24 protein-coding genes are annotated in these 25468 nt (G+C 39.3%); 2 read left to right on the forward strand and 22 right to left on the reverse strand.

Translation table 11 applies throughout. From position 1 onward, the window contains the following. The gene (locus tag LT090_RS16650) at positions 1 to 3123 is read right to left on the reverse strand and encodes a DUF1553 domain-containing protein (protein ID WP_068547076.1); all 3123 of its coding nucleotides are present in this window, start codon (positions 3121 to 3123) and stop codon (positions 1 to 3) included. A gap of 487 nt (positions 3124 to 3610) precedes the next feature. After that, positions 3611 to 5263: an alpha-L-fucosidase gene (locus tag LT090_RS16655; RefSeq protein WP_068547061.1), complete on the reverse strand. Its 1653-nt coding sequence runs from the start codon at positions 5261 to 5263 to the stop codon at positions 3611 to 3613. Positions 5264 to 5463: 200 nt separating this feature from the next. Between LT090_RS16655 and LT090_RS16660 the strand changes: the two genes are divergently transcribed. Further along, positions 5464 to 6342, forward strand: a complete 879-nt coding sequence (locus LT090_RS16660; protein ID WP_068547060.1) for an AraC family transcriptional regulator — start codon at positions 5464 to 5466, stop codon at positions 6340 to 6342. Between the two features lie 43 nt (positions 6343 to 6385). Here LT090_RS16660 and glmU read toward each other — a convergent pair whose 3' ends face one another. Then, positions 6386 to 7744, reverse strand: a complete 1359-nt coding sequence (glmU, locus tag LT090_RS16665; RefSeq protein ID WP_068547059.1) for a bifunctional UDP-N-acetylglucosamine diphosphorylase/glucosamine-1-phosphate N-acetyltransferase GlmU — start codon at positions 7742 to 7744, stop codon at positions 6386 to 6388. Between the two features lie 283 nt (positions 7745 to 8027). Here glmU and LT090_RS16670 point away from each other — a divergent pair, with 283 nt between their 5' ends. Beyond that, positions 8028 to 8366: a TehB family protein gene (locus LT090_RS16670; protein WP_068547058.1), complete on the forward strand. Its 339-nt coding sequence runs from the start codon at positions 8028 to 8030 to the stop codon at positions 8364 to 8366. A gap of 62 nt (positions 8367 to 8428) precedes the next feature. Here LT090_RS16670 and LT090_RS16675 read toward each other — a convergent pair whose 3' ends face one another. The 19 genes from LT090_RS16675 to rpmH all read right to left on the reverse strand — a co-directional run bounded on the left by LT090_RS16675 (position 8429) and on the right by rpmH (position 24938). Beyond that, entirely contained in the window at positions 8429 to 8854 is a 426-nt protein-coding gene (locus LT090_RS16675) for a F0F1 ATP synthase subunit epsilon (protein ID WP_068547057.1), read from the reverse strand. Positions 8855 to 8886: 32 nt separating this feature from the next. After that, a complete protein-coding gene (atpD, locus tag LT090_RS16680) occupies positions 8887 to 10272 on the reverse strand; it encodes a F0F1 ATP synthase subunit beta (RefSeq protein WP_068547056.1) in 1386 nt (461 codons plus the stop codon). Between the two features lie 38 nt (positions 10273 to 10310). After that, entirely contained in the window at positions 10311 to 11171 is an 861-nt protein-coding gene (atpG, locus tag LT090_RS16685) for a F0F1 ATP synthase subunit gamma (protein ID WP_068547055.1), read from the reverse strand. A 24-nt stretch (positions 11172 to 11195) separates the two neighbouring features. Next, a complete protein-coding gene (gene atpA / locus LT090_RS16690) occupies positions 11196 to 12737 on the reverse strand; it encodes a F0F1 ATP synthase subunit alpha (protein ID WP_068547054.1) in 1542 nt (513 codons plus the stop codon). A 14-nt stretch (positions 12738 to 12751) separates the two neighbouring features. After that, the gene (gene atpH / locus LT090_RS16695) at positions 12752 to 13285 is read right to left on the reverse strand and encodes a F0F1 ATP synthase subunit delta (RefSeq protein WP_068547053.1); all 534 of its coding nucleotides are present in this window, start codon (positions 13283 to 13285) and stop codon (positions 12752 to 12754) included. A gap of 12 nt (positions 13286 to 13297) precedes the next feature. Next, on the reverse strand, positions 13298 to 13768 hold the full coding sequence (atpF, locus tag LT090_RS16700; RefSeq protein ID WP_068547052.1) for a F0F1 ATP synthase subunit B: 471 nt from the start codon (positions 13766 to 13768) through the stop codon (positions 13298 to 13300). A gap of 49 nt (positions 13769 to 13817) precedes the next feature. Continuing rightward, positions 13818 to 14039, reverse strand: coding sequence for a F0F1 ATP synthase subunit C (atpE, locus tag LT090_RS16705; RefSeq protein WP_089153031.1), 222 nt, complete (start codon positions 14037 to 14039; stop codon positions 13818 to 13820). A 214-nt stretch (positions 14040 to 14253) separates the two neighbouring features. Further along, positions 14254 to 15081 (reverse strand): F0F1 ATP synthase subunit A, encoded by an 828-nt coding sequence (gene atpB, locus LT090_RS16710; protein WP_068547050.1) that lies wholly within the window; start codon positions 15079 to 15081, stop codon positions 14254 to 14256. A gap of 12 nt (positions 15082 to 15093) precedes the next feature. Then, the gene (locus LT090_RS16715) at positions 15094 to 15489 is read right to left on the reverse strand and encodes an ATP synthase subunit I (protein WP_068547049.1); all 396 of its coding nucleotides are present in this window, start codon (positions 15487 to 15489) and stop codon (positions 15094 to 15096) included. 193 nt (positions 15490 to 15682) lie between these two features. Next, on the reverse strand, positions 15683 to 16567 hold the full coding sequence (locus LT090_RS16720) for a ParB/RepB/Spo0J family partition protein (RefSeq protein ID WP_068547048.1): 885 nt from the start codon (positions 16565 to 16567) through the stop codon (positions 15683 to 15685). A 9-nt stretch (positions 16568 to 16576) separates the two neighbouring features. Beyond that, positions 16577 to 17359 carry a ParA family protein gene (locus LT090_RS16725; RefSeq protein ID WP_068547047.1) on the reverse strand — a complete coding sequence of 261 codons (783 nt, stop codon included), beginning with the start codon at positions 17357 to 17359 and terminating at the stop codon, positions 16577 to 16579. A gap of 155 nt (positions 17360 to 17514) precedes the next feature. Then, on the reverse strand, positions 17515 to 18141 hold the full coding sequence (gene rsmG, locus LT090_RS16730; protein ID WP_068547046.1) for a 16S rRNA (guanine(527)-N(7))-methyltransferase RsmG: 627 nt from the start codon (positions 18139 to 18141) through the stop codon (positions 17515 to 17517). 126 nt (positions 18142 to 18267) lie between these two features. Next, positions 18268 to 20157 carry a tRNA uridine-5-carboxymethylaminomethyl(34) synthesis enzyme MnmG gene (gene mnmG, locus LT090_RS16735; protein WP_068547045.1) on the reverse strand — a complete coding sequence of 630 codons (1890 nt, stop codon included), beginning with the start codon at positions 20155 to 20157 and terminating at the stop codon, positions 18268 to 18270. A gap of 404 nt (positions 20158 to 20561) precedes the next feature. Then, entirely contained in the window at positions 20562 to 21005 is a 444-nt protein-coding gene (mioC, locus tag LT090_RS16740; RefSeq protein WP_068547044.1) for an FMN-binding protein MioC, read from the reverse strand. A gap of 18 nt (positions 21006 to 21023) precedes the next feature. Beyond that, complete coding sequence (gene mnmE / locus LT090_RS16745) at positions 21024 to 22409, reverse strand: tRNA uridine-5-carboxymethylaminomethyl(34) synthesis GTPase MnmE (RefSeq protein WP_068547043.1); 1386 nt, start codon at positions 22407 to 22409, stop codon at positions 21024 to 21026. 130 nt (positions 22410 to 22539) lie between these two features. After that, positions 22540 to 24195: a membrane protein insertase YidC gene (gene yidC / locus LT090_RS16750; RefSeq protein ID WP_068547042.1), complete on the reverse strand. Its 1656-nt coding sequence runs from the start codon at positions 24193 to 24195 to the stop codon at positions 22540 to 22542. 6 nt (positions 24196 to 24201) lie between these two features. Beyond that, positions 24202 to 24450 carry a membrane protein insertion efficiency factor YidD gene (gene yidD, locus LT090_RS16755; RefSeq protein WP_068547041.1) on the reverse strand — a complete coding sequence of 83 codons (249 nt, stop codon included), beginning with the start codon at positions 24448 to 24450 and terminating at the stop codon, positions 24202 to 24204. Next, positions 24417 to 24773 (reverse strand): ribonuclease P protein component, encoded by a 357-nt coding sequence (rnpA, locus tag LT090_RS16760; RefSeq protein ID WP_068547040.1) that lies wholly within the window; start codon positions 24771 to 24773, stop codon positions 24417 to 24419. Before rnpA ends, yidD begins: the two co-directional genes overlap by 34 nt. Before the next feature lie 30 nt (positions 24774 to 24803). Then, positions 24804 to 24938, reverse strand: coding sequence for a 50S ribosomal protein L34 (rpmH, locus tag LT090_RS16765; protein ID WP_068547039.1), 135 nt, complete (start codon positions 24936 to 24938; stop codon positions 24804 to 24806). Positions 24939 to 25468 lie beyond the last annotated feature (530 nt).

Here is a 25468-nt window from a genome sequence, read left to right on the forward strand (position 1 = left end):
TTACCTTAGCATGTAGCTTGAATCTGTATTAAAAACGGCACTTGCCACCACTGTCCACGCGGCTAACTCCGCCGACTCTAAGTCTTTTTTCTCGATGAGACCAACCTTATTAAGGTCGTAGGTAATATCGGGGTTATCGTTAAAGTAAGTGCGTTGTTCTGTTAATAAACTGGTTAATATCTTTATCTCTTGGGCACCTGCTTCTCGAGACGTTAAACTAAGGAATATGCGCTGTAGTTTATCTATATCGCTACCACCTTTCTTCAACACGCGGGCAGCTAAGCCACTAGCACCTTCGACAAACTGAGGGCTATTCATTAACACCAATGACTGTAATGGTGTTGAGGTTTCTTCACGTGTCACCGAGCAAATCTCACGATTTGGCGCACCTAGGATCTGCATTTCAGGAGAAAGCGAGTTACGTTGCCAGTGAGTATATAAACTACGGCGATATTTACCTTTATCTAAATTACCTGGTTTAACGCTCTTGCCACCCACTTTTAATGATAATAAGCCACCTGAATATAATGCATTATCACGCAACATTTCAGCAGTCATATAATAAGCAGGACCACGGGCTAGATACTTATTGTCAGGGTCTTTCTTATACAGTTCTTCATTCATATTTGAATCTTGCTTAAAGGTATCCGACATCACAATAACTTTGATTAGTTTTCGGGTATCCCAGTCAGACTCAATAAAGTATCTTGATAAGTAATCTAACAATTGCTGGTGAGTCGGTAACTCGCCTTGCATACCAAAATCATTGGTTGTGGTAACAATGCCTTTACCAAAAATCATCTGCCAATATCTATTTACAGCAACTCGAGACGTTAATGGATGTTCAGGGTGTGTTAACCACTGAGCAAACCCTAACCTATCATTAGAATATCCATCAAAAGGAAAGATAAACTCTGGAGGCTTAGGCTCAACTAAACGATTTAAATCAGGAGTTTGGTAATTGCCTCGGTCAAGTACATAAGTTTTACGACGCTCAGGTAACTCTTTCATGATCATCATCGACAATAACTTATCGTTGAATGCATGCAGCGCCTTACGGTTATCTTCTACGACCTGATGAGCTGTTTTGTATTTTGTAGAAAAGTTAGTTAAGTAGTAGTCATATAACTCTTCTTTACTTGGTGATAGGTCTTGCTGAGTAAATAACGATTTAACTTCGATGGCTGATAATGGGCGTGAGAAAAATTGCAATTCGTCAACTAAACCATCTTTAAAGCCATTATCACGGAAACTTGCACCAATTCTAAAGTCAGGTGTAAATTTCAAACTTTCCTTAACGCTGATTTTGGCAACTTCACGCTTCTTGCGTTTCACCTTTTTCTCATAAGTGATGGGCTTAGTTAAATGGTCTTTAATGATCTCTGTTTTAGCCAACTCGCCATCAATAAATAACTTTATACCCTCAGCACTTGCTGAGCCGTCATAAGTTACCGTTACTTGCTGCCAAGTAGCTAATTTTATTTTATCTTGAGTACGTATTCTTATTTCATTGCCCGGAGAAAAATGCACTAACGCGGCACTTAAACGGCCTTCATCCATAATTAATTCGTAGCCCCTACTTCCCGCATCATAACGACCACGGTTACGCCCTAAAATAAACGCTCGCTCTAAATGCTCAGGAGTATTTAGCCAGACACTATAAGAAAAACCTAAGTGGCGCTTATAAGGACCTAAGTCACCAAAGTTCAATGCTGCATCACCATCTAATTTAGCAGCAAAGCCTTTAACACCTGGCACTTTAGCGGTATATTCAGGATAAAAATATGCGCTAGTCTTAGTATCAAGTTCGTTTACAAGAATGTGATCATCTTTAAGAGATTCAAAACTAAACTGGGCAATTTTACCTTGTGCTTGAACCTTACCATCCCAGCTGTTTTGCCATTCTTCAAAGTTACTTACTTCTTCAGAAATTAATTTTAATAGTTCTTTCTCTGCTTGAGTTAATTGCTGTTGTAACTTTGCTTGTGATTCTTTCTTCTTATCATTAATTAGATGCATTGTTGGGCTTGGCACTGCACCAGTAAAGAATGTGTGTAACCCTGACTCATCAATATTGTTAAATAAGGCATAAGTACTGAAATAATCTTCTTGTGTGATAGGGTCGTATTTATGGTCATGGCAACGGGCACATTCCATGGTTAGACCTAAAAATGCGGTTCCTGCTGTTTGTGTGCGGTCAGCAACGTATTCGGTACGAAACTCCTCAGACGTTGAACCACCTTCATTTTTTTGAGTGTGCATACGGTTAAAGGCAGTGGCAAGCTTCATATCATCGGTGCTATCTTCCATCATATCACCAGCAAGTTGCTGCATAATGAATTGATCATATGGCATATTTTTGCGTAACGCTTTTAATACCCAATCACGGTAAGGCCACACTTCACGAGCTCTATCCGTTTGGTAACCATAAGAATCCGCATAGCGAGATAAGTCCATCCAATCCACAGCTAAGCGCTCTGCAAAAGCAGGAGATTTAAGCAATGAATCAACTAATTTTTCATATTTATTTTTTGAATTATCTTGGTTATATGCATCGATTTGCTCAACGGTAGGTAATAAGCCGGTAAGACTTAAATATACACGGCGTAATAATTGCTCAGATTTTGCTTGAGGAGAAGGGGCAAAGCCGATCTCTTCAAGCTTTTCAGCTATAAATAAATCGACAGGATTCCTGCTTGAGGTTTTAGCCGTTTTGGGCACAGGTACTTCTTTAGGCAAAGGCTTAAATGACCATAATACATCGTATTCAGCGCCAGCAATGATCCAACGTCTAAGTTTGTCCTTTTCATCAGCCGTTAGTGGCATATGCCTATCTGTTGGCGGCATGATTTCATCTTCATACTCACTATTAACTAATTCCCATAATAAACTCTCTTCCGGTTTACCTGGCACAATTGCAGGACCATAGTCGCCGCGCTCTGATGTTGCTTTTTCAAAAGTATGTAATTGCAAGTCACCTTTAATATCTTCGGCATCAGGCCCATGACAAAAATAACACTTATCCGAAAGTATCGGACGAATATCACGATCAAAGTTAACATCATCTGCTGCAAACACTGGTAAGCAGAAATAAAAGAGAGTGAGGATGAGTATTTTTTTCATAATATGTGGAACCTGTAATAGAGTTGAATAAAAATAACTATTAATGCTCACCGCAACAATAACTAAAACTATCCAAATCACTCTAGTTATAACCTGAATCACAGATTTAGCCTAATAAACACTCTTTTTAAAAACAATTGAGTAACACAAACCATGAAAACATTAGTCAATAGCTTACAAATTAAATTTTCTTATAATTATCCATAAAACATATAGCAAACAATAAAAGTAATAATATTTTGGAAATAAAGAGCAGAATGATCCAACTGCAACCTCTTGTTTTATAAGACAGGAGGTTGTCAAAGTAGGATTTATTATTGATGCATTTTCAGAGGTAATCGACGTTTTAAATATTCGTCATGATAGGCGCTTCACCCTCACTCGTAATATCTCTTTAAATCAAGTGATATTCCAAGCAAGAGGGGAATGATGAGATAGAATGTTATTTATCATAAATAACATTCATTGTGTTAGCCAAAGTATACTCTTATTGCATACCTGAAACTGCGCTAGTTTTACTATTTAATTTATCACGTATCCAGGCATCTGATGCGCTCGCCATTAACGATTCGATAGTAACGCCATTTAAATTTTTTGTATTTAACTTTGTTAATATGGCAGGCAGATGACTGATATCACTTTTGTTAACGCCAATTTCAACAATATCACCGCTGTGCACATCTAAACTATTTGCTTCAGGCATTGAAGCAACTGTTAATGATGAGTCAATAGCGACTAAACCTTGATAATTAAGAGCATTCCACACAAACGTATTGTATTTATCTTCTGGTGATTTAAATAATAAAGGTTGAACCTTTGTGATCTTGTTCACTGACTTTTGTACCGGTTTTATTTGATCACGGATAAAACGTCCTTTTTCTTTAACAGTCAGGTCAACATGATTTTTTGTCCCATTTACAATGGTATGTCCTTGCGCAATAAGATTTTTAAGTGTCTTCTTAGCGTTATTTACGGTGTACTCAGAAACAACAAAACTTGCTGATGCACCATACTGCTTTAAAGTATCTATAATAGTGCCTAAGTTTGTTATATCTTTAGAAATATCAAATAGTAAGCCGACATTGTTGTTTTTATTGGCAACCTGTGAAATGGTCTGCTGGGTTATACCAATAATATTATTATTTGTTTTTTCTTGCTCATTAGGGTGCCACTCTTTACCAATATCTTTAAGTAAACTAACGGTAGCTTTTGACATTAAGCCATGTTTATTTGGCGCCACATTAAGCAAGTAATTACTATTATTATTGTTCAATGGGCGTAGCATTTTGTTGACAACATAATCAAGGGTACGAACCGGATCAGCTTCAGAAGCTGGGTTTGAAAACCAGCCTTGTTGTAATTTGTCGGCAACTTCAGTCACCATAGTGTTACCCGCAGGAGGCAACTCAAGAGAGTAAGGGTACTCGTAACTGTAAATATCAGTTAACGCTAAATTTGTTTGATTATTGGCAATTACCAGAGTATTGGGTTGCAGTTCATGAATATGACGCTTTATTTCTAACCAGTCACCGCTTTTCATACCACCATTTTTAGTTGCTGATTGGTCAATCCAAATTAAATCTATAGTGCCGTAATTTGTTAATAATTCAGTAAATTGATCTTTAATAAAGCTAACAGCATCGACCTTACCTTGTGCATATCCCTCTTTGGCTAAAGTTTGATAATTAGCCCAACGAGGATTAAATAAAGGAAAGCAGTAATATAAGCCAACTTTTAAATTTTTATCTCGAAATGCCTTAACATACTCAGCAACTATATCGCCCTGACCGTTTTTATAGTTTTTAAAATCCGCCATATCGCGCTCGGCAACATCACTTTGCCATAAACTCCAACCACCAGTATGTTTAACGGTTAACACGCCATATTTCATATTGGCAGAAAGAGCTGCATCGGCCCATTGATTAAAATCTAACTCTGTCGGGTTAAATTTTAGAGGGTCTTCTTGTCCTGTAGACCAACCTCCAGGTACAAAAGTAGACATATTAAAGTGGACAAACATACCAAATTTCCAACTGCGAAACTCTTGCTGAAGAACATCTAAGTCACGCTCATAAGCATGACTAATACTGCCAATAAAGCATAAAGCGATAAGTAATATATTTATCAAACGTTTCATCATTTTGTTATTAACCTTTTATCTATAGATTGGCTAGAGGCAGTCTGGTTTGGTAAAAAGCATAAATGCTAACGAGCATTAGATTACCTTTGACTATCAGTAACAGCAAGATTAATCATTATTAATAACAAAGATATTATTATCTAAATCCTAGAATCTCGGATTTATTATTGATATATTAAATAATTCGAAAAACATAATTAGTGGGTGTACACATCAATATTAATGACATCAATTTAAATGTTTTTGCCTTTGAAGAGGTTACCGTTTCGAGCTGGTGGAATTATCCAAATCACAATAGTCCATTTGCTCGGATCTTTATGGTATATGATGGTGTACAAGAGGTACGCTTTAACGGTAAAACCTATCAACATAAGCCGGGACATATTTATATTGTTCCTCCGTTCACTAACGTAGATTACCTATGTAACGATAGTTGCACTCAATTTTATCTAATTTTATCTGCAGAACTGCCCGGTTACGGCTCTATTTTTCAGTTAGACGATATTCAATTTGAATTTCCGATCACAGCCGACATACAAGCATCGTTACGAACCTTGCTAAATCAAGTCGATAACGTGCCACTGCAAAACTATAACCCCGTGAGCCTAATCTATAGTCAAGATTTACAGCAAGCACAGATTAAAATGAGTCCCATAGATGAGTGGCAAATAACAGCGATTGCTCAATTGTTACTAACGCCATTTTTACAAAGTCTAAACTATGAAAAAAATGAAAGTATTTTTTTTAATGTGACTAAATATATTGAGGATAATTTACATCAGCAAATAACCCTTACAGATTTGGCTAAGCAGAGTAATTTAGTGCCAAGTTATTTTTCGGATAAATTTTTAGAACACTTTAAGCTACGGCCAATGGCATATTTACAGAATAAACGTGTTGAAAAAGCCCAATTGCTATTAACGACTACTCATTACAATGTAGATATTATTGCCGATATGTGTGGCTTTAAGACATCACCACATTTTTGTCGAGTTTTCAAAAATGTTACAGCGTTAACGCCAAAAAGATATAGGGAAAGTTTGTTAGTTAAGACCGAGAACAACAATAGTACGGGTTAAATAAAAGGGCAGAATACAATGCCCTTCATATTAATATTAATTGCTATTTTTTAGTTGGTCGCTTCCAACCGTCTAGGTTGCGTTGTTTCGCACGAGAAATTGCTAACTGCTCATCTTCAACATCTTTACCAATAGTCGAACCAGCGCCCGTTGTGGCCATTTTACCAATCGTAACAGGGGCCACTAACGAAGCATTTGAACCGATGAAGGCACCATCTTTAATAATGGTTTTAGATTTATTCACGCCATCGTAGTTACAAGTGATAGTACCTGCGCCAATATTTACTTTTTTACCGATCTCAGCGTCACCAAGATAGGTTAAGTGCCCTGCTTTTGCACCTTCACCCATGGTGGTATTTTTCATCTCAACAAAGTTGCCAACATGAGAGTCAGGCAACATTGTCGTACCCGGGCGAATTCGAGCAAATGGACCGGCACTACAATTTTCACCGATAACTGCATTTTCAATAATGGTATTGGGTTTTATTGTTGCGCCCGCTTTAATAGTCGAATTTATAACGATACAGTTGGCACCAATAGTTACGTTGTTCTCAATGGTATTAGTACCTTCAAAGATACAGTTAACATCAATGACCACTTCATTGCCGGTTGTTAGGTCACCACGGATATCAATACGATTTGGATCACGCAATGAGGCTCCGTTAATCATTAACTCCTCAGCTTTGCGCAATTGATAAGCACGCTCTAAGTTAGCTAACTGAACTCGGTTATTCGCTCCTTCCACTTCAATTTCGGTGTCTGGATGCGCGGTATTGATTACTTTACCTTCACTATGGGCCATGGCAATGATATCAGTAAGGTAATATTCGCCCTGCGCGTTATCACTTGAAAGGTTCGATAACCAACGTTTTAAATCCTTACCGTTTGCCAACAATATGCCGGTATTACATTCGGTAATTTGCAGTTGTTCTTCATTAGCATCTTTTTGCTCTACTATGCCAACTACGTTACCGGTCATACGAACAATTCGGCCGTAGCCTGTTGGGTTTTGTAGGTTAACGGTAAGCAATGCCATACCATTTTCTTTTTTAGCGGCAATTAAACGTTGTAGCGTCGATACTTTGGTCAGAGGGACGTCGCCGTATAAAACTAACACATCTTCGTCATCTTTAACGTGTGGGCTAGCCATATCAACAGCATGACCAGTACCAAGTTGTTCTGCTTGCTCTACAAAAGTTAAATCATCACCAACAACACGTTGCTTTAATAAATCACCACCAAAACCATAAACCAGATAAATGTTGTCTGACTGGACCGCACGAGCAGAATCTATGACATGCTCAACCATCGATTGATGGGCTACTGGATGAAGAACTTTTGGCAGGTCGCTGCGCATACGCGTGCCTTTGCCCGCTGCTAGGATAACCACTGAAAGAGACATAAAATTTCCGTTTTGTTTTAAGTAACAATATTTTAGCGCTAATTAGCCTATTTTTCTAATATTAATGGCTTAGTTTCGGTCACTTGTTTGCTTAAAAATGGGGAAAATAGATCTTTGGCCGATTAATATAGTTTGTTTCTAAATAAATGTTGGCCGGTATGTTTAAAAAGCAGAATAAATACCAAAACTTAGTCGTAGAAAATATGACGTTAACGCTACTCAAAAATTAGCATTAAGTTTTAGTTAAGCTAATATCAATACTAAAGCTTTCAAAGGGGGGAGCATGCAAACAATTCCAGAAGATTTTGTTAATTACAAATCAACGCCGCAATTTACTCGTTCAAATATTCCAAAAATGTTTTTGCACTTACATAATACTAAGGCAGGTGTTTATGGGAAAATTTGTGTGACAAAAGGGCAGTTAAAGTTTTATGGCTTCGCTCATCGTCGCGGCAATGTTGAAAAAGAAATTGTTATTGACGAAAACCAATCTGCAGTATCGCCACCAGAGTACTGGCATAAAGTTGAGTTTTTAACCGATGATACCGAGTTTCATGTCGATTTTTATGCACAAAAAGATTCTGAAATTGTTAAACATAACCTTTCTGAACGTAATGATTAAGGCAAAAAAAATTGAAAAAAAAGGCGCCATAAGGCGCCTTTTTCGCGTTCAGCAATAATAAGTTATCGCTTAAACTTGTTTGCTTCCTGGATAACACGTAATTGCGCTACCGCTCTGGCTAGCTCTGCAGCAACTTCAGCATAATCAACATCGCCTGATGCTGAACTGATGTGCTCTTCAGCACGTCGCTTGGCTTCTAAAGCAGCTTGCTCATCCAAGTCACCACCACGTACAGCCACATCGGCTAATACAGTAACGCTGTTTGGTTGAACTTCCAACATACCGCCAGAAAGGTAAATTACCTCTTCTTCGCCATGTTGTTTAACAATACGCGCCATACCTGGTCTTAAGGCAGTTAATAATGGTGCATGACCTGGCATGATACCAAGTTCACCTTCACTACCTGAAATTTGTAATGATTCAATGCGACCAGAGAATAAACTCTCTTCTGCACTTACTACATCCAAATGTGTGGTCATAGCTGACATATTAGTCTCCTGTAGTTATGGCAAACGCCAAATTACATTTTGCTCGCTTTTTCAGCCGCTTCTTCGATTGAACCTACCATGTAGAACGCTTGTTCTGGAAGATCATCGTACTCACCCGCAAGGATGCCTTTGAAGCCTGAAATAGTATCTTTAAGAGATACGTACTTACCTGGAGAACCAGTGAATACTTCAGCAACGAAGAACGGTTGAGATAAGAAACGCTCAATCTTACGGGCACGGGCTACAGTTTGCTTATCTTCTTCAGAAAGCTCGTCCATACCTAAGATAGCGATAATATCTTTAAGTTCTTTATAACGTTGAAGTGTCGACTGAACGCCACGTGCTGTTTCATAGTGCTCTGCACCAACAACTAGTGGATCAAGTTGACGTGAAGTAGAATCTAGTGGATCGATTGCAGGGTAGATACCTTGCGCAGCGATGTCACGAGAAAGTACAACTGTTGCATCCAAGTGAGCAAACGTAGTCGCTGGAGATGGATCCGTTAAATCATCCGCAGGTACGTATACCGCTTGGATTGAAGTAATTGAACCAGTCTTAGTCGACGTGATACGCTCTTGAAGTACACCCATCTCTTCTGCAAGAGTTGGTTGGTAACCTACCGCTGATGGCATACGACCTAGAAGTGCTGATACCTCTGTACCCGCTAGTGTGTAACGGTAGATGTTATCAACGAAGAAAAGTACGTCACGACCTTCGTCACGGAACTTCTCAGCCATAGTAAGACCAGTCATCGCAACACGAAGACGGTTTCCTGGAGGCTCATTCATTTGACCGTAAACTAGCGCTACTTTATCAAGTACGTTAGATTCGCTCATTTCATGGTAGAAATCGTTACCCTCACGAGTACGCTCACCAACACCAGCGAATACTGAGTAACCACTGTGCTCGATTGCGATGTTACGGATAAGTTCCATCATGTTAACGGTTTTACCAACACCAGCACCACCGAATAAACCAACTTTACCACCCTTAGCGAATGGACAAACTAGGTCGATTACTTTGATACCAGTTTCTAGTAATTCATTTGAAGCTGCTTGCTCTTCATAAGAAGGCGCTTCACGGTGAATGGTCCAGTTTTCTTCTGCACCAATGTCACCAGCTTCATCAATTGGCTCACCTAAAACGTTCATGATACGACCAAGTGTTTTCACACCTACTGGTACCTGAATAGGGTTGCCTGTATTTTCTACATTCAGACCACGACGCAAACCGTCAGATGAACCCATGGCGATAGTACGTACTACGCCACCACCTAGTTGCTGTTGTACTTCTAGTACTAAGCCACCAAGGTCACCTTCAGTTAATTTCAATGCGTCATATACCTGAGGTACAGCATTTTGTGGAAACTCAACGTCCACAACTGCGCCAATGATTGACACTATTTTACCTGCACTCATGTTTATTCCTCTAAACTATTAATTAAACTCTGCCTACACTATACCGCAGCTGCACCTGCAACAATTTCACCTAATTCTTGGGTGATTGCTGCTTGACGAGCTTTGTTGTATACCAATTGTAAATCATCAATTAAGTTACCGGCGTTATCGGTTGCTGCTTTCATAGCAACCATACGCGCGGCTTGTTCACTGGCTAGGTTTTCAACCACGCCTTGATATACTTGAGACTCCACGTAACGAACTAAAAGCTGATCAAGCAATGCTTGCGCGTCTGGTTCGTAAATGTAGTCCCAACGATGCGAAATAGCGTCATCATCTGACTTAGGCAAAGGTAACAATTGATCGATTGTTGGCTTTTGCGTCATGGTATTTACAAACTTGTTGTAAACCACGAACAACTTATCGATTTCACCGTTATCATAGGCATCTAGCATTACTTTTACAGAACCGATAAGGTCTGTAATAGATGGGCTGTCACCTAAACCTGATTTTTGTGCAACAATATTTGCGCCAAAACTTGAAAAGAAACCTGCGGCTTTAGAGCCAACAAGTGCAAAATCAACTTCAGCGCCTTGTTCCTGCCATTTAGCAGAGTCTTTTAAGACATTTTTGAACAAGTTAATATTTAAGCCGCCACAAAGACCACGGTCGGTAGAAATAACGATATAGCCTACACGCTTAACTTCACGCTCTTCCAAATAAGGATGGCGATATTCAAGTTGGCCGCGTGCAATGTGACCGATCACGTTTCTAATATTCTCAGCGTATGGACGTGAAGATGACATCGAATCTTGCGCACGACGCATTTTCGATGCCGCAACCATTTCCATTGCGCTGGTGATCTTCTGTGTATTTTTTACACTTCCGATCTTATTCTTTATCTCTTTACCACCGGCCATGACTATTCACTCCGAAACTATTAATTACCAGGTTTGAGTTGACTTGAAAGATTCAAGTAACTTGTTTAAACCTGCTTCGATGTCTTTATCGTAGTTACCAGTTTCGTTAATGGTAGCCATAAGCTCAGCATGTTCGTTATTTGCATAAGTTAATAACGCCGCTTCGAAATCAACAATCTTAGTGATTTCTACGTCTGTTAAGTAACCTTTTTCAGCTGCAAATAAAGATACCGCAGTTTCGCCAATTGATAATGGGCTGTACTGCTTCTGCTTCATTAACTCAGTAACGCGTTGACCGTGCTCTAATTGTGCACGAGTAGCGTCATCTAAGTCTGATGCGAATTGAGCGAAAGCCGCTAATTCAGCATATTGAGCTAGTGCTAAACGGATACCACCACCAAGTTTCTTGATGATCTTAGTTTGTGCCGCACCACCAACACGAGATACCGAGATACCAGCGTTAACAGCTGGACGGATACCTGAGTTGAAAAGGTTTGATTCTAAGAAAATCTGACCATCGGTGATCGAGATAACGTTAGTTGGAACGAATGCAGATACATCACCCGCTTGAGTTTCAATAATCGGTAATGCAGTTAATGAACCAGTTTGGCCTTTAACTTCACCGTTAGTGAATTTCTCAACGTACTCAGCGTTTACACGTGAAGCACGTTCTAGTAAGCGCGAGTGAAGATAGAAAACGTCACCTGGGTATGCTTCACGACCTGGCGGACGACGTAATAGCAATGAGATTTGACGGTAAGCAACAGCTTGCTTAGATAAATCATCATATACGATTAGTGCATCTTCACCGCGATCACGGAAGTATTCACCCATAGTACAACCAGAGTATGGTGCTAAGTATTGTAGTGCCGCAGCTTCAGAAGCTGATGCAACAACAACGATAGTATTTGATAACGCGCCGTGCTCTTCTAGAGAACGTACAACGTTAGCAACAGTTGACGCTTTTTGGCCAATTGCTACATAAATACTCTTAATACCAGTGTTTTTCTGGTTAATAATTGCGTCAAGTGCGATCGCTGATTTACCAATCTGACGGTCACCGATGATAAGCTCACGCTGACCACGACCGATTGGAATCATTGAGTCAATTGATTTGATACCAGTTTGAACTGGCTCATCAACTGATTTACGATCGATAACACCTGGTGCGATACGCTCAACTGGAGCAAAACCATCGTTGTCGATAGGTCCTTTTCCGTCGATTGGCTCACCAAGAGTGTTCACTACACGGCCTAAAAGACCGCGACCTACTGGTACTTCTAAAATACGACCAGTACCTTTAACTTTTACGCCTTCAGCAAGGTCCGCGTAAGGACCCATAACTACCGCACCTACCGAATCACGGTCAAGGTTTAAGGCGATAGCATAACGGCTGCCAGGAAGTTCGATCATCTCACCTTGCATTACATCAGCAAGGCCGTGGATGCGAATGATACCATCTGTTACAGAAACGATAGTACCTTCGTTGCGAGCTTCACTAACAACGTCGAATTGATCAATACGATTCTTGATTAATTCAGCGATTTCAGTGGAATTCAGTTGCATGCTCTGTTCCCCAATTAGGATTGCATTGTAGACGCTAGACGGTTCAGTTTACCACGAACTGAGCCATCGATAACCATATCACCAGCCTTGATAACAAGACCAGATACTACGGTAGTATCTACTGTGCAATTAAGCTTAACTTTACGAGCCAAACGCTTTTCAAGCGCGGCGCTCAATGTAGTAACTTGTTCTGCCGATAATTCAACTGCAGAAGCTACATCAACAGTAATTTCTTTCTCAAATTCAGCTTTTAATTCAGAGAATTGAGAAACAACCTGTGGTAGCACCAACAAGCGTCCGTTTTCAGCCATAACCTTAATAAAGTTTTGACCTTTGTCGTTTAACTGTTCGCCACAAACGTTAATAAACAAATCTTTTACTTGTTCGGTAGACATGCCACCAGACAGGTAATTAGAAATTGTTTCGTTTTGGCTTACTTCAGCTGCAAACACTAGCATTTCTAACCAAGTGTCAACGGCTTTAGCTTCAACGGCATAATCGAACGCTGCTTTAGCATAAGGACGAGCAACGGTTGTCAATTCAGACATAGCTCATTCCCCTTAAAGTTCAGCGACTAGTTTATCTAAGATGTCGCTGTGTGCAGCGCCATCAATAGAGCGTTCAAGAATTTTCTCAGCACCGGCAATCGCTAATGTAGCTACTTGTTGACGTAGCTCTTCACGTGCGCGGTTACGCTCTGATTCAATTTCTGCTTGACCTGAAGCGATAATTTTTTCGCGTTCAGCTTGTGCCTTACCAGCAGCTTCTTCAATTAATTGAGTTTCGCGTTTTTTCGCGGCATCAATAATTTCAGCAGCTTGAGCTTTAGCATCTTTCAGTTGTGCAACAACTTTCTCTTGAGCAAGCTCAAGGTCTTTTTCTGCACGTTCTGAAGCTGCAAGGCCATCAGCAATAGTCTTTTGACGATCTTCGATAGCAGCCATAATTGGCGGCCATACGAACTTCATACAAAAGATCACAAATACGATAAATGCAATCGATTCACCGATTAAAGTAGCATTCATATTCATATTCGTTTCTCCTAATATCTAATTAATTCGCAAGGGTTAAAGTATTTACTTATGCACCAACAGCGAATAGTAGATATAAGCCAATACCAACACCGATCATCGCGATCGCATCGATAAGACCAGCTACGATGAACATTTTTACTTGTAGTTGTGGTGCTAATTCTGGTTGACGAGCAGCTGATTCTAAGAATTTGCCACCTAGTAGACCGAAACCAATCGCAGTACCTAATGCACCTAAGCCGATTAGTAGAGCAACAGCAATATATAACATGTGTATCTCCAGTTATTTTTTAGTTAGTTAAGTTAAAAATTAAAGTATTTAATAAAATTAAATTTGTTTTCTGAGCGTCCTTGCTCTTTTACCCTTCGGGTTAGCCCTTAAACCTTAAGGGCTATTTAGCTCAATCCGTTAAGCTCGTATTTCAGGCTTCCTACCATCCACCCCGAAGGGGTCGAATACGTTTTCCAAATAGTACGAATACTACTTAGTGATCTTCGTGCGCTAAGCTTAAGTACACGATGGTTAACATCATGAAGATAAACGCTTGAAGTGGAATTACTAATAAATGGAACGCTGCCCATAAAAAGTGAACCGGCAATTGAGCAAGACCAATTGTCGCGATCAAGATAAAGATTAATTCACCCGCGTATAAGTTACCGAACAAACGTAGTGCTAATGACACTGGACGTGCGATCAAAGTAACTGATTCTAGGATGAAGTTTACTGGGATGAATGCCCAGTGGTTAAATGGTTGAAGCGTTAATTCTTTAACGAAGCCACCTAAACCTTTAATTTTGATAGAGTAGAAGATGATTAATGCAAATACGCCAAGCGACATTGCGAACGTCATATTCATATCGGTAGTAGGAACTGATTTGATGTAAACATCATGCGGGTCCATGTCAAATGCATGTTGGCCAATAAAGCCTGCAACTGAAGGGATCCAATCAACTGGTACCCAATCCATTGCGTTCATTAACAAGATCCATACGAAGATGGTTAATGATAATGGTGCAATTAAATTGTTTTTACCGTGGAACGTCTCTTTCACGCTTGAGTCGACAAAGCCAACTACCATTTCAACAGCACATTGCCATTTGCCAGGGACACCGGTCGTTGCTTTTTTAGCAACTGAACGAAACGAAAGTAGAAATATCAAACCGAGAACAATTGACCAACCTAATGTGTCGACATGCACGGTCCAAAACCCTGCATCAGCACATGCTTTGTTAAAAGCAACGCCACTGTCTGTCATACACATTTGCGCGTTAGTCAAATGGTGATTGATATAAGAGCCTGTATCTGCAGCCATCTTCTATCCTAATTATTGTTGATTAAAGTAAAATTTATTAACTACAGCAGCCAAAAACGGCGCCACCATAGCTAAGGAATACGTTACAAAAAATGGTAACAGCGCAAGTTCTAAGAACTTAAAACACAAGGAAAACAGAATTGCTGTTAACACCATTTTTAATTTCACACCGCTATAAAACGAGTCGACTACTTGTTTCGCGGCGCGAGCTCCTGCATATCTAAATGCTTTTAGAGCAAATACAAAATTAGGGATTATGCTTACCAATCCACCAGCTATTGCTGATTGAGCGTAAGGTAATCCCCAATTAAAATAAATAATGAGCGTGCTTAGAATGGACACCAAAAACTGCATAAGTAATTGTAATTTGGCGTATTTTTTACCGGGCTCAGTTAATTTGTTAGCCACCGGTTACTCCTAAGAAACACTTTTTTAAATCTGCTATTTTAATTTTTATTATTTTTTATAGCCTTAATGCGTGCGCAAGTATACTTAATTACAGTATTTTTGCAACTTTATAGCGCCTAGATAATAGCGAAATTAGCAGTTTTTTACACTAAGACTTTTGTCCGTTATAAAAACGTTAATGAAAACATCCAATTTAGTTAATTTTGGATAAAATACCATCTAACTCGTCTAAAGATGAGTAAGAAATAACCATTTTTCCTTTGCCTTTCTTGTTGTGTTTTATTTCAACAGGAGAGCCAATACGAACGGCTAAATCTTCTTCAAGTTTTACCGTGTCCGGGTCTTTAATATCAGTCTGTTTTTCAACAACAGGCTGTTGTACTTTTTTCACTAAACTTTCTGTTTCACGAACAGTTAATTCTTTGGCAGCAACGGTTCTTGCTGTAGTGGTTTGTAAATCACCTTGTAATGCTAAAAGGGCGCGAGCGTGTCCCATTTCAATATCACCATTTTCGAGAAAGGTTTTTACATCTGGATTAAGCGCATTTAAGCGCAATAGGTTGGTTACGGTAGTGCGAGATTTACCAACGGCAGTCGCCACTTCTTGGTGGGTCAATTCAAATTCATTAAGTAATCGTTCTAAGGCAACAGCTTCTTCCATTGCATTTAGATCTTCACGTTGAATGTTTTCAATCAGTGCAATCGCAACTGCAGATTCATCTGGCACATCTTTGATTAAACAAGGGACTAAATCAATACCGGCAAGTTGCGACGCACGCCAGCGACGTTCACCAGCAATTATTTCATATTTATCTTTGCCGACAGGACGAACAACGATTGGCTGAATAATGCCTTGTGCTTTGATTGAATTTGATAGATCTTCAAGGGCTGCTTCTGACATATCTTTACGAGGTTGATATTTGCCAGGTTGTAGTTGTTCTATTGGAAGTTTTTGTAAATCGCTTTTTTCTACAACTGGTTCAGCTTGATTGGTTTGATCTTTATCTGATTTTCGAGGGCTTGATGTAAGCAGGGCATCTAAGCCTCTACCTAAACCGCGACGTTTAGAAGTACTCATGCTTTTCCTTTAACTCGCCGTAGCAAGCTGTGCTTGTTTTTTTAATACTTCACCGGCCAGCGCTAAATAGGCTTTTGCGCCAGTTGCCGATTTATCATAATACATTGCTGGAGCACCAAAAGACGGTGCTTCCGCTAAACGCACATTGCGAGGGATCACAGTGCGATAGACTTTATCACCAAAATGACGTTTTAGTTGTTCAGAAACGTCGTTCGCTAAGCGATTACGAGGGTCATACATGGTGCGTAAAATCCCTTCGATGTGTAAATCTTTATTCACCACCGAAGATAATTTAGAAATGGTATCCATCAATGCCGTTAAACCTTCTAACGCATAATATTCACATTGCATAGGTACCAATACTGAATCGGCAGCAGCCATAGCATTAACGGTAAGCATGTTTAGTGAAGGTGGACAGTCAATAATGATAAAATCATAACCATCTTTGAAAGGTTCTAAAGCATTTTTTAAGCGAAGTTCACGGGCGTAAACTTCCATCAATTTTATTTCTGCAGCGGTTACGTCGGTATTTGCAGCCAATAAGTCGTAACCACCAGTGGTTTCGGTACAAATCACTTCCGATAGTGGTTTTTCATCAACGAGTAATTCGTAACTAGTTGACTCAACTTCATATTTATCAATACCACTACCCATAGTAGCGTTACCTTGTGGATCAAGGTCAATCAACAATACTTTACGTTTGGTTGCTGCTAGAGATGCAGCTAAATTCACCGACGTCGTTGTTTTACCAACACCACCTTTTTGGTTGGCTATTGCGATAGTTTTTCCCACAGTTTCCCCGCGAAGCTTTTGCAAAAAAATTAATTATTATATTTAGCGATATCTTTCGAAATATCTTTTGAAAATTGTCTTGGAATTCGTTATCGAACTGTTGTCCGAAAAAATCCGAATAACTAACTTACCAAAAAACGATAGTAAATAGCGAATTATTTTGACTTTTTCAGCTCAATTAAATGTCTTTCACCAATAAGTTCCGGTACCGCAAGGGTAAAACTGGCAACTAGCTCAATATCTTTATCCATTGCCGCCAGTTCTTCTTTTGGATACTGGCCCTTAAGTGCATAGAATCGACCATTTTCATCAATCAAATGTCGACACCAAGTAACCATATCTTCTATTGAGGCAAATGCTCGAGATAACACCCCATCAAAAGGTACATCGGGGGTATATTTTTCGACTCGAGATTGCACTGGAGTGACGTTTTCAAGCTTCAACTGATACACCACTTGCTTTAAAAAGGTAACTCGTTTGCCAAGACTATCAAGCAATACAAAATTCTTTTCTGGATACATGATTGCTAGTGGAATACCAGGTAAACCAGGGCCAGTTCCGACATCAATGAAGTTTTCACCGTTAAGAAGAGGGCCATTAACTAGAGAATCTAAAATGTGTTTTACCAACATTTCTTCAGGATCACGGACAGACGTTAAGTTATACGCCTTATTCCATTTGTTTAGCAGCTCAACGTACCCAACAAGTTTTTCAATTTGCTGTTGAGAAAGGTTGAGATCTGTTTTCGCAATCAATGCTTTTAAGTCGGAAGTTAAATCCATTATAGGAACCTTTAGAGGGTGTAGAATTAATAACAGTTTTTATATCGTCACCGATAGAAAGCATTCATCCAGAGGTTGCGGCCTACGCCGCAATGACGGTGAACAGTTTCTATGAAAGCATTCACATTACGCGCTTTTGCGCAATAAACCGTGTTTCTTCAAGTAAACCAGTAATAAAGATACAGCCGCTGGAGTAATACCAGATATACGTGATGCTTTACCTAAGGTTTCTGGACGAGAATCAGTTAGCTTAGCAACAACTTCATTTGATAAACCTGAAATCTTAGAAAAATCAAAGTCAGCCGGAATAATGGTATTTTCATGACGTTTCTTCTTATCGATCTCTTCTTGTTGACGATCGATATAGCCTTGATATTTCGTTTGAATTTCAACTTGTTCCATTGCTTGTGAATCATCTAAACCAGGGCCAAATTCATCAATGGACATTAACTCTTCATAGCGAGTTTCTGGTCGACGTAATAAATCTTCTAAATTGGCTTCTTTGGTCAATGGATTTTTCAACATTGGATTTAAACGATCTAAGGCTGCATGATCCTTATGTACCCATGTTGATCGTAAACGTTGACGTTCAAGCTCAATATTTTCCATTTTTTCGCAGAAACGAGCCCAACGATCATCACCAACAAGACCTAATTCACGGCCTTTTTCAGTCAAACGAATATCCGCGTTATCTTCGCGTAATAATAAGCGGTATTCGGCGCGAGAAGTAAACATACGGTACGGTTCTTTGGTACCTAGTGTTGATAAATCATCAATTAAAACGCCCATGTAAGCTTGTTCACGACCAGGTGTCCAACCTTCTTTGCCTTGTGCACGGCAAGCAGCATTTAAGCCCGCTATTAAACCTTGTGCTCCTGCTTCTTCGTAGCCTGTCGTACCATTAATTTGGCCAGCAAAGAATAAATTATCCATATGCTTGGTTTCTAAGGTTTGTTTCAAATCACGAGGATCGAAGTAATCATACTCAATGGCATAACCAGGACGAGTGATATGGGCGTTCTCAAAACCTTTGATTGAGCGAACTAAATTCATTTGAACATCAAATGGCAAGCTCGTAGAAATACCATTTGGATAAATTTCATGCGTTGTTAAACCTTCTGGCTCAACGAATATTTGATGAGAGTCTTTATCACTAAAGCGCATTATTTTGTCTTCAATCGAAGGGCAGTAACGTGGGCCAATACCTTCAATAACACCGGTATACATAGGGCTACGATCTAAGCCATCACGAATAATATCGTGAGTATTTGTATTGGTGTGAGTGATAAAACATGGAATTTGTTGAGGGTGATTTTTACTATCCCCCATAAACGAGAACGTTGGAACTGGTGTATCACCAGGTTGTTCTTGCATTTGGCTAAAATCTAACGTTCTAGCGTCTAAACGAGGCGGTGTACCTGTCTTTAAACGATCGATCCTAAATGGTAGATCACGTAAACGCGCTGCTAAACCAACAGATGCTGGGTCACCAGCTCGACCACCTTCATAATTGTTCAGACCAATATGAATCTGGCCTGCAAGGAAAGTACCGACGGTTAAAACCACGGTATGACCTTTAAAGTTAAGGCCCATTTCAGTTTTAACACCAGTAACTTTGTCGCCTTCAACGATCAAATCATTACAAGCTTGTTGGAAAATAGTTAAATTTTCTTGGTTTTCCAAATAGTTACGTACATACGCTTTATACAATAAACGATCCGCTTGTGCGCGTGTAGCACGAACAGCTGGTCCTTTTGATGAGTTTAATGTGCGAAATTGGATCCCAGCGTGATCGGTGGCTTCAGCCATCAATCCACCAAGAGCATCAATCTCTTTCACCAGGTGTCCTTTACCAATACCACCAATGGCGGGATTACATGACATTGCACCTAACGTATCGATGTTATGAGTTAGTAGTAATGTTTTACAGCCCATGCGAGCTGCAGCCAAACTAGCTTCAGTTCCAGCATGTCCACCACCAACAACAATTACATCAAACGTATCTTGATACCACATTCAAAAAAATCCTAAACGATCTATTTATTAAAGATGCTAATTGTACCGTTATTTTTTACTAAGGGGAACGATCAAAATGTTAAAAAGATCATAGTTCGGATCTTAAATAATATATAAAGATCTATATATAGATCTTATTATTATTACTTATTAAGGAATGCATTTTTAGTGGATAAGTCATTTTTATCTTTATATAACATTAACTTAAAGTAGATCGTTTGCTGTGATCAAAGTTTGATCAACTCACTTATAACCTATGATCAAAAGGGCTGTTTATCCACAAGACGATCTGGAATTTTTTATGTGCACTGAATAATAATAAGAAATTAATAGTTTTTACCCAGTTTTATCCACAGATGATGTTTTTAAGATCGTAAATTGTGGATAATATCGTTATAACTGATCTAAAACAGATCTAATTTGCTGGTTATCCACTGGTTTGCGGCCAGTTCTGGATCATCAATATTACTTATATCTATGGTGAGTAGGTCAGACAATTGCTTAGAACCTTTATCTAACATTATGTTATTTAAGGATTTTCCTGCTTCGCAAAAGGTGTCATAGTTTGAATCACCTACTGCGATCACTAAGAAAGGTAGATCATTAAAGTTGTGATCACTGGTTTTTAGCTGGTGGACAAAATTTTCGATGTTTTCAGGAAAATCACCGGCACCGTGAGTAGAAGTGCATAAAAGCCAAATTTGCTGATCACGATTAATCTTGTCAAAATCCGGTTGAAAATGAATTTCTGTTGTGTGGCCATTAGCTTCTAAAACTTCTTGTGCTGCCTCTGCGACATACTCAGTTCCACCCAACATTGAGCCAACGATAATTTGAAATGATGACATTTGCAGTCCTTAAAATGTTTATTTACCGATACAGAATGAACTGAAGATTTGTCCTAAAAGATCATCAGAAGTGAACTCTCCGGTGATCTCATTTAGGTGTTGCTGACAAATACGTAGCTCTTCCGCTAGGATTTCACCGGCAACATAAGACTCTAACTGCTCTAAACCGGTAATAAGGTGCTGATGGGCACTTTCTAATGCGGTTAAATGGCGACGTCGAGCCATGAAGCTGCCTTCCATTGAACCTTGATAGCCCATACACTGTTTTAAATGATCTTTTAACTCTGTGACGCCAGCACCTGTTTTAGCGGATAGAGAAACAGTGTCACTGTCGTGCTCAACAGTCATGCCGGTGCTAATACCACTTACGTCAGCCTTGTTTTTAACAATGGTTAAGCCCATATTTTCTGGTAAACGTTGAAAAAACTCCGGCCAAAATGCTTTAGGGTTACTATGATCGTCTTTGGCCGAATCAATCATCAATAACACTCGATCGGCCTGTTCTATTTCTTTCCAAGCGCGTTCTATGCCAATTTGTTCAACTTTATCTGGGCTTTCCCTCAAACCGGCGGTATCGATAATATGCAGTGGCATACCATCGATATGAATTTGCTCAGTAAGTACGTCTCTGGTGGTACCTTCAATATCGGTGACAATTGCCGAGTCTTTGCCACTTAAGGCGTTTAATAGGCTTGATTTACCAGCGTTAGGGCGACCAGCAATAACAACGCGCATCCCTTCACGGATAATTGCACCTTGTTGGGCTTGTTTAATAACATCGTAAACACTGTCGATGATAGCTTTAAGATCGGTATTTATTTTGGTATCGGCAAGAAAGTCTATTTCTTCTTCTGGAAAATCGATCGCCGCTTCTACATACATACGTAAATGAATAACGTCTTCAACCAATTGATGCACAAGTTTGGAGAAATCACCTTGCAGTGAGTGCAGGGCAGCGCGTGCTGCTTGTTCAGAGCTTGAATTGATTAAATCGGCAATTGCTTCCGCTTGGGTTAAATCAAGTTTATCGTTTAAAAACGCTTGTTCTGAGAATTCACCAGGGCGAGCCATACGCACACCTGAAATTGTTAGAATGTGATTTAACAACATATCTAAAATTACTGGGCCACCATGACCTTGTAATTCAATAACATCTTCACCGGTAAATGAATTAGGGCCTTTAAAATATAACGCGATACCTTGGTCTATTACATGTTGGTTTTGATCATAAAACGGTAGGTATTCGGCTTTACGAATTTCCGGAATTTTACCTAGTACCTGTTCTGCTACGGTTTTAGCGAGCGGACCTGAGACCCTAATGATACCGACGCCACCTCTACCTGGCGCGGTCGCTTGCGCGGCGATTGTTTCAGTATTTGAGCTAGCAACGTTTGTATTAGGCATTAGTTAATTCGCAGTTCAGTGTAAATAGGGTAATAGGCTGTATTATAAACACAAAAGTTATCAGTGACTAGAAATAGAAAAGGCAGCCAATGGCTGCCTTTGAAAACTGTTTTACTGTCTATTCAACAAGTTACTTTTTATTCGCTTTCGCTAACTTGGCTTTCTCTTCAGCTTTATCGATACCGCGGAAGATAATTAGCATTTGAATAATTGTAATTACGTTCGATACGAACCAGTAAAGTACTAATCCTGATGGGAACCATAAGAAGAAGAACGTAAAGAATACTGGCATCCATTGCATCATTTTTTGTTGCATTGGATCTTGAGACATTGCCGGTTGCAGCTTCTGCATTAGCAACATCGACGCACCCATTAGAATCGGTAAGATAAAGTATGGGTCTTTTGATGATAAATCAGTGATCCATAAACCAAATTCTGCGTGACGTAATTCTACTGATTCGATAAATACCCAGTAAAGTGCAAGGAAGATAGGCATTTGTAGTAAAAGAGGGAAACAACCACCTGCAGGGTTTACTTTCTCTTTCTTATACAATTCCATCATTGCTTGTGACATTTTTTGACGATCATCACCATAGCGCTCTTTTAAGGCCGCCATCTTAGGTTGGATCTTACGCATTTTAGCCATTGAGGTGTATTGCGTTTTCGTCAGTGGGTACATTAACGTTTTCACTACGATAGTGATACAGATAATGGCAATACCCCAGTTCACAACGAAATCTTGGATAATGATTAATAACCAGAATAACGGTTGTGAGATCATCCAAAGGAAGCCGTAGTCTACAGTAAGATCAAGACCTTCAGCGATTTTCTCTAGTTTTTCTTGATCTTTAGGACCTACATAAAAAGTTGCTGATGTTGTTTGCTCAGAGCCTGGCGCAATTGAAATAGCTGGTTGTCTAAAACCAATAACCGCTTCACCAGTACTTGCTAGGTAAGTCGTGTAAATTTTGTTATTAGTCGATTGGTTCGGTACCCACGCTGATACAAAGTAATGCTGTAACATACCAACCCAACCACCTTTGGTGTTTTGGTTTAAGTTTGCATCTTCAATATCATCAAAATCGTATTTTTCGTAGCGTTCTTCAGCTGTAGAATAAGCTGCACCACGATATGTAGGCATCATCATTGAAGAACCAGATTCTACCGTTGTAGACTGTTTAAGTTGACCGTACATTTCAACAGAAGCATTTGCAGCACTATTGTTGGTAACCTTGTAACTAACTTCAACATCATACTTACCTTTGGTTAGGGTAAATGTTTTTACATAAACGATGTCATTGTTGTTGAATGTTAAGTCAACGATTAACTGGTCACCTGAAAGCGTATAGTTAGTTTGCGCGCTAGTATAGATTGCACGAGCGCCGGGTTTATCAGCGCCTTGGGCACCAATCAAACCACTTTGAGCGACATAATTGTAACCGTCGGTAGTTAATATCGGCATTGCAACGCCGCTACCTTGCTCTGTGTCATATTGTAGTAACTTAGCCGAAATGATATCGCCGCCTTCAGTATCTACTTTAAGCTCTAAAACATCAGAGCTAATGGTAATAACTTTACCTGAAGTAGGGGCTTGAGTAATCGTTTGTTGTGCATCAGAAGCTGATGGAATGAATTCATCCGACGCTACTTCGTTTGCTGGCATATCGCTAGATACAGACGTTTGTTGTGGCGTTTGTACTGGAGCTTGGTCTACTTGCCATTGTTGGAAAAGTAAGAAACTTACCACCAATAAAGCAACAAATAGCAATCCGCGTTGTGATTCCATAATATGTTAATTCTCTTTTTTAGATTTTGATACCGGGTCTTCACCACCCTCATTAAGCGGGTGACATTTTAATATACGTTTGCTCGCTAGCCAACTACCTTTTATTACGCCAAAGCGATTAATTGCTTCTATTGCATAAGTTGAGCAGGAGGGATTAAAACGACAATTATTACCTAATAACGGGCTAAGCCAGCGTTTATAAGCAAGGATAGGGGCAATAATTAACTTTTGTGCCGTTGAATTATTTTTCGCCATATCTTTTCCAATTGTAAATTAATCGCTTCATTATCAAGCTGATCAATTCCTGACTTTACCATAACAACCATGTCGATAGCAGGTAATTTGTCATTGTTTATACGAAAACTTTCGCGAACGATGCGTTTAATACGATTTCTTTGCACAGCTAATTTAACACGCTTTTTCGCGATAGCCATACCTAGACGATTATTTTGGTCAGTATTTGTGCGGATCAGTATAGTGAAATGGTTTGAACCATAACGAGTGGGGTTGTCGAAGACTTGTTTGAAATGACCGGGAGTCAACAGACGCGACTCCCGATTAAATTCGTAGTTACCCATAAGGGTAGTAATCCTTATTAAAAATAAGAATTAAGCGCTAAGCTTAGCACGACCTTTTGCACGGCGACGAGCAATTACTGCACGACCGTTTTTAGTTGCCATGCGAGCACGGAAACCGTGGTTACGTTTACGCTTTAGTACTGAAGGTTGAAAAGTTCTTTTCATTGTACTTTATCCTGTCTATGTTCGAGTTAGTTTGTTTGCTTTACGAAAACAAACGTTTCCGAGCACTGTATAAAAATTGAGGCCGAATTCTAAATATAAAGTAGAGTAATGTCAACGTTATTTATAAAAAATAATTGTAAAAGATCCTTATTAAAATGTAGCAGGATCCTTTGATCATTTAGCGCCATCTTAATGATAATTTGTTTACTGTCCACAGTTTTATAACAAAAGCCATTGTGAAGATAAATAATTAGCCCTAATTTCGTTGATAAATTCACCATTAAAAAGCTAATTCATGCTTAAATAGTAAATTTAAAAGTTAATTAAAACAGAGTTTTATCTCTTAATGTCGGTTTTTTTTAAATTAAATCAAATAAGCTTATTGCACTTGTGGATAAGTAGCGAGATAATGGTCGGATTCAAATAAAATTATTATAATAAAAATTGTTTCCAAGCCTTAATTTTATTGGCCAGTAGATAATGGTCAGATAAGTTTTTTTCAGTGAAACAATAATAACGGGAGTTAATGA

Source organism: Thalassotalea crassostreae, assembly GCF_001831495.1.
GTDB lineage: Bacteria > Pseudomonadota > Gammaproteobacteria > Enterobacterales > Alteromonadaceae > Thalassotalea_A > Thalassotalea_A crassostreae.

Coding starts and splice junctions, on each gene's coding strand:
- LT090_RS16670 (WP_068547058.1), top strand. CDS start 8,028: ATGCAAACAATTCCAGAAGATTTTGTTAATTACAAATCAACGCCGCAA.
- atpE (WP_089153031.1), bottom strand. CDS start 14,039: ATGTTATATATTGCTGTTGCTCTACTAATCGGCTTAGGTGCATTAGGT.
- glmU (WP_068547059.1), bottom strand. CDS start 7,744: ATGTCTCTTTCAGTGGTTATCCTAGCAGCGGGCAAAGGCACGCGTATG.
- rpmH (WP_068547039.1), bottom strand. CDS start 24,938: ATGAAAAGAACTTTTCAACCTTCAGTACTAAAGCGTAAACGTAACCAC.
- atpB (WP_068547050.1), bottom strand. CDS start 15,081: ATGGCTGCAGATACAGGCTCTTATATCAATCACCATTTGACTAACGCG.
- atpF (WP_068547052.1), bottom strand. CDS start 13,768: ATGAATATGAATGCTACTTTAATCGGTGAATCGATTGCATTTATCGTA.
- mioC (WP_068547044.1), bottom strand. CDS start 21,005: ATGTCATCATTTCAAATTATCGTTGGCTCAATGTTGGGTGGAACTGAG.
- rnpA (WP_068547040.1), bottom strand. CDS start 24,773: ATGGGTAACTACGAATTTAATCGGGAGTCGCGTCTGTTGACTCCCGGT.
- yidD (WP_068547041.1), bottom strand. CDS start 24,450: ATGGCGAAAAATAATTCAACGGCACAAAAGTTAATTATTGCCCCTATC.
- atpA (WP_068547054.1), bottom strand. CDS start 12,737: ATGCAACTGAATTCCACTGAAATCGCTGAATTAATCAAGAATCGTATT.
- mnmE (WP_068547043.1), bottom strand. CDS start 22,409: ATGCCTAATACAAACGTTGCTAGCTCAAATACTGAAACAATCGCCGCG.
- mnmG (WP_068547045.1), bottom strand. CDS start 20,157: ATGTGGTATCAAGATACGTTTGATGTAATTGTTGTTGGTGGTGGACAT.
- atpG (WP_068547055.1), bottom strand. CDS start 11,171: ATGGCCGGTGGTAAAGAGATAAAGAATAAGATCGGAAGTGTAAAAAAT.
- LT090_RS16720 (WP_068547048.1), bottom strand. CDS start 16,567: ATGAGTACTTCTAAACGTCGCGGTTTAGGTAGAGGCTTAGATGCCCTG.
- atpH (WP_068547053.1), bottom strand. CDS start 13,285: ATGTCTGAATTGACAACCGTTGCTCGTCCTTATGCTAAAGCAGCGTTC.
- rsmG (WP_068547046.1), bottom strand. CDS start 18,141: ATGGATTTAACTTCCGACTTAAAAGCATTGATTGCGAAAACAGATCTC.
- atpD (WP_068547056.1), bottom strand. CDS start 10,272: ATGAGTGCAGGTAAAATAGTGTCAATCATTGGCGCAGTTGTGGACGTT.
- yidC (WP_068547042.1), bottom strand. CDS start 24,195: ATGGAATCACAACGCGGATTGCTATTTGTTGCTTTATTGGTGGTAAGT.
- LT090_RS16675 (WP_068547057.1), bottom strand. CDS start 8,854: ATGTCAGCTATGACCACACATTTGGATGTAGTAAGTGCAGAAGAGAGT.
- LT090_RS16655 (WP_068547061.1), bottom strand. CDS start 5,263: ATGATGAAACGTTTGATAAATATATTACTTATCGCTTTATGCTTTATT.
- LT090_RS16650 (WP_068547076.1), bottom strand. CDS start 3,123: ATGAAAAAAATACTCATCCTCACTCTCTTTTATTTCTGCTTACCAGTG.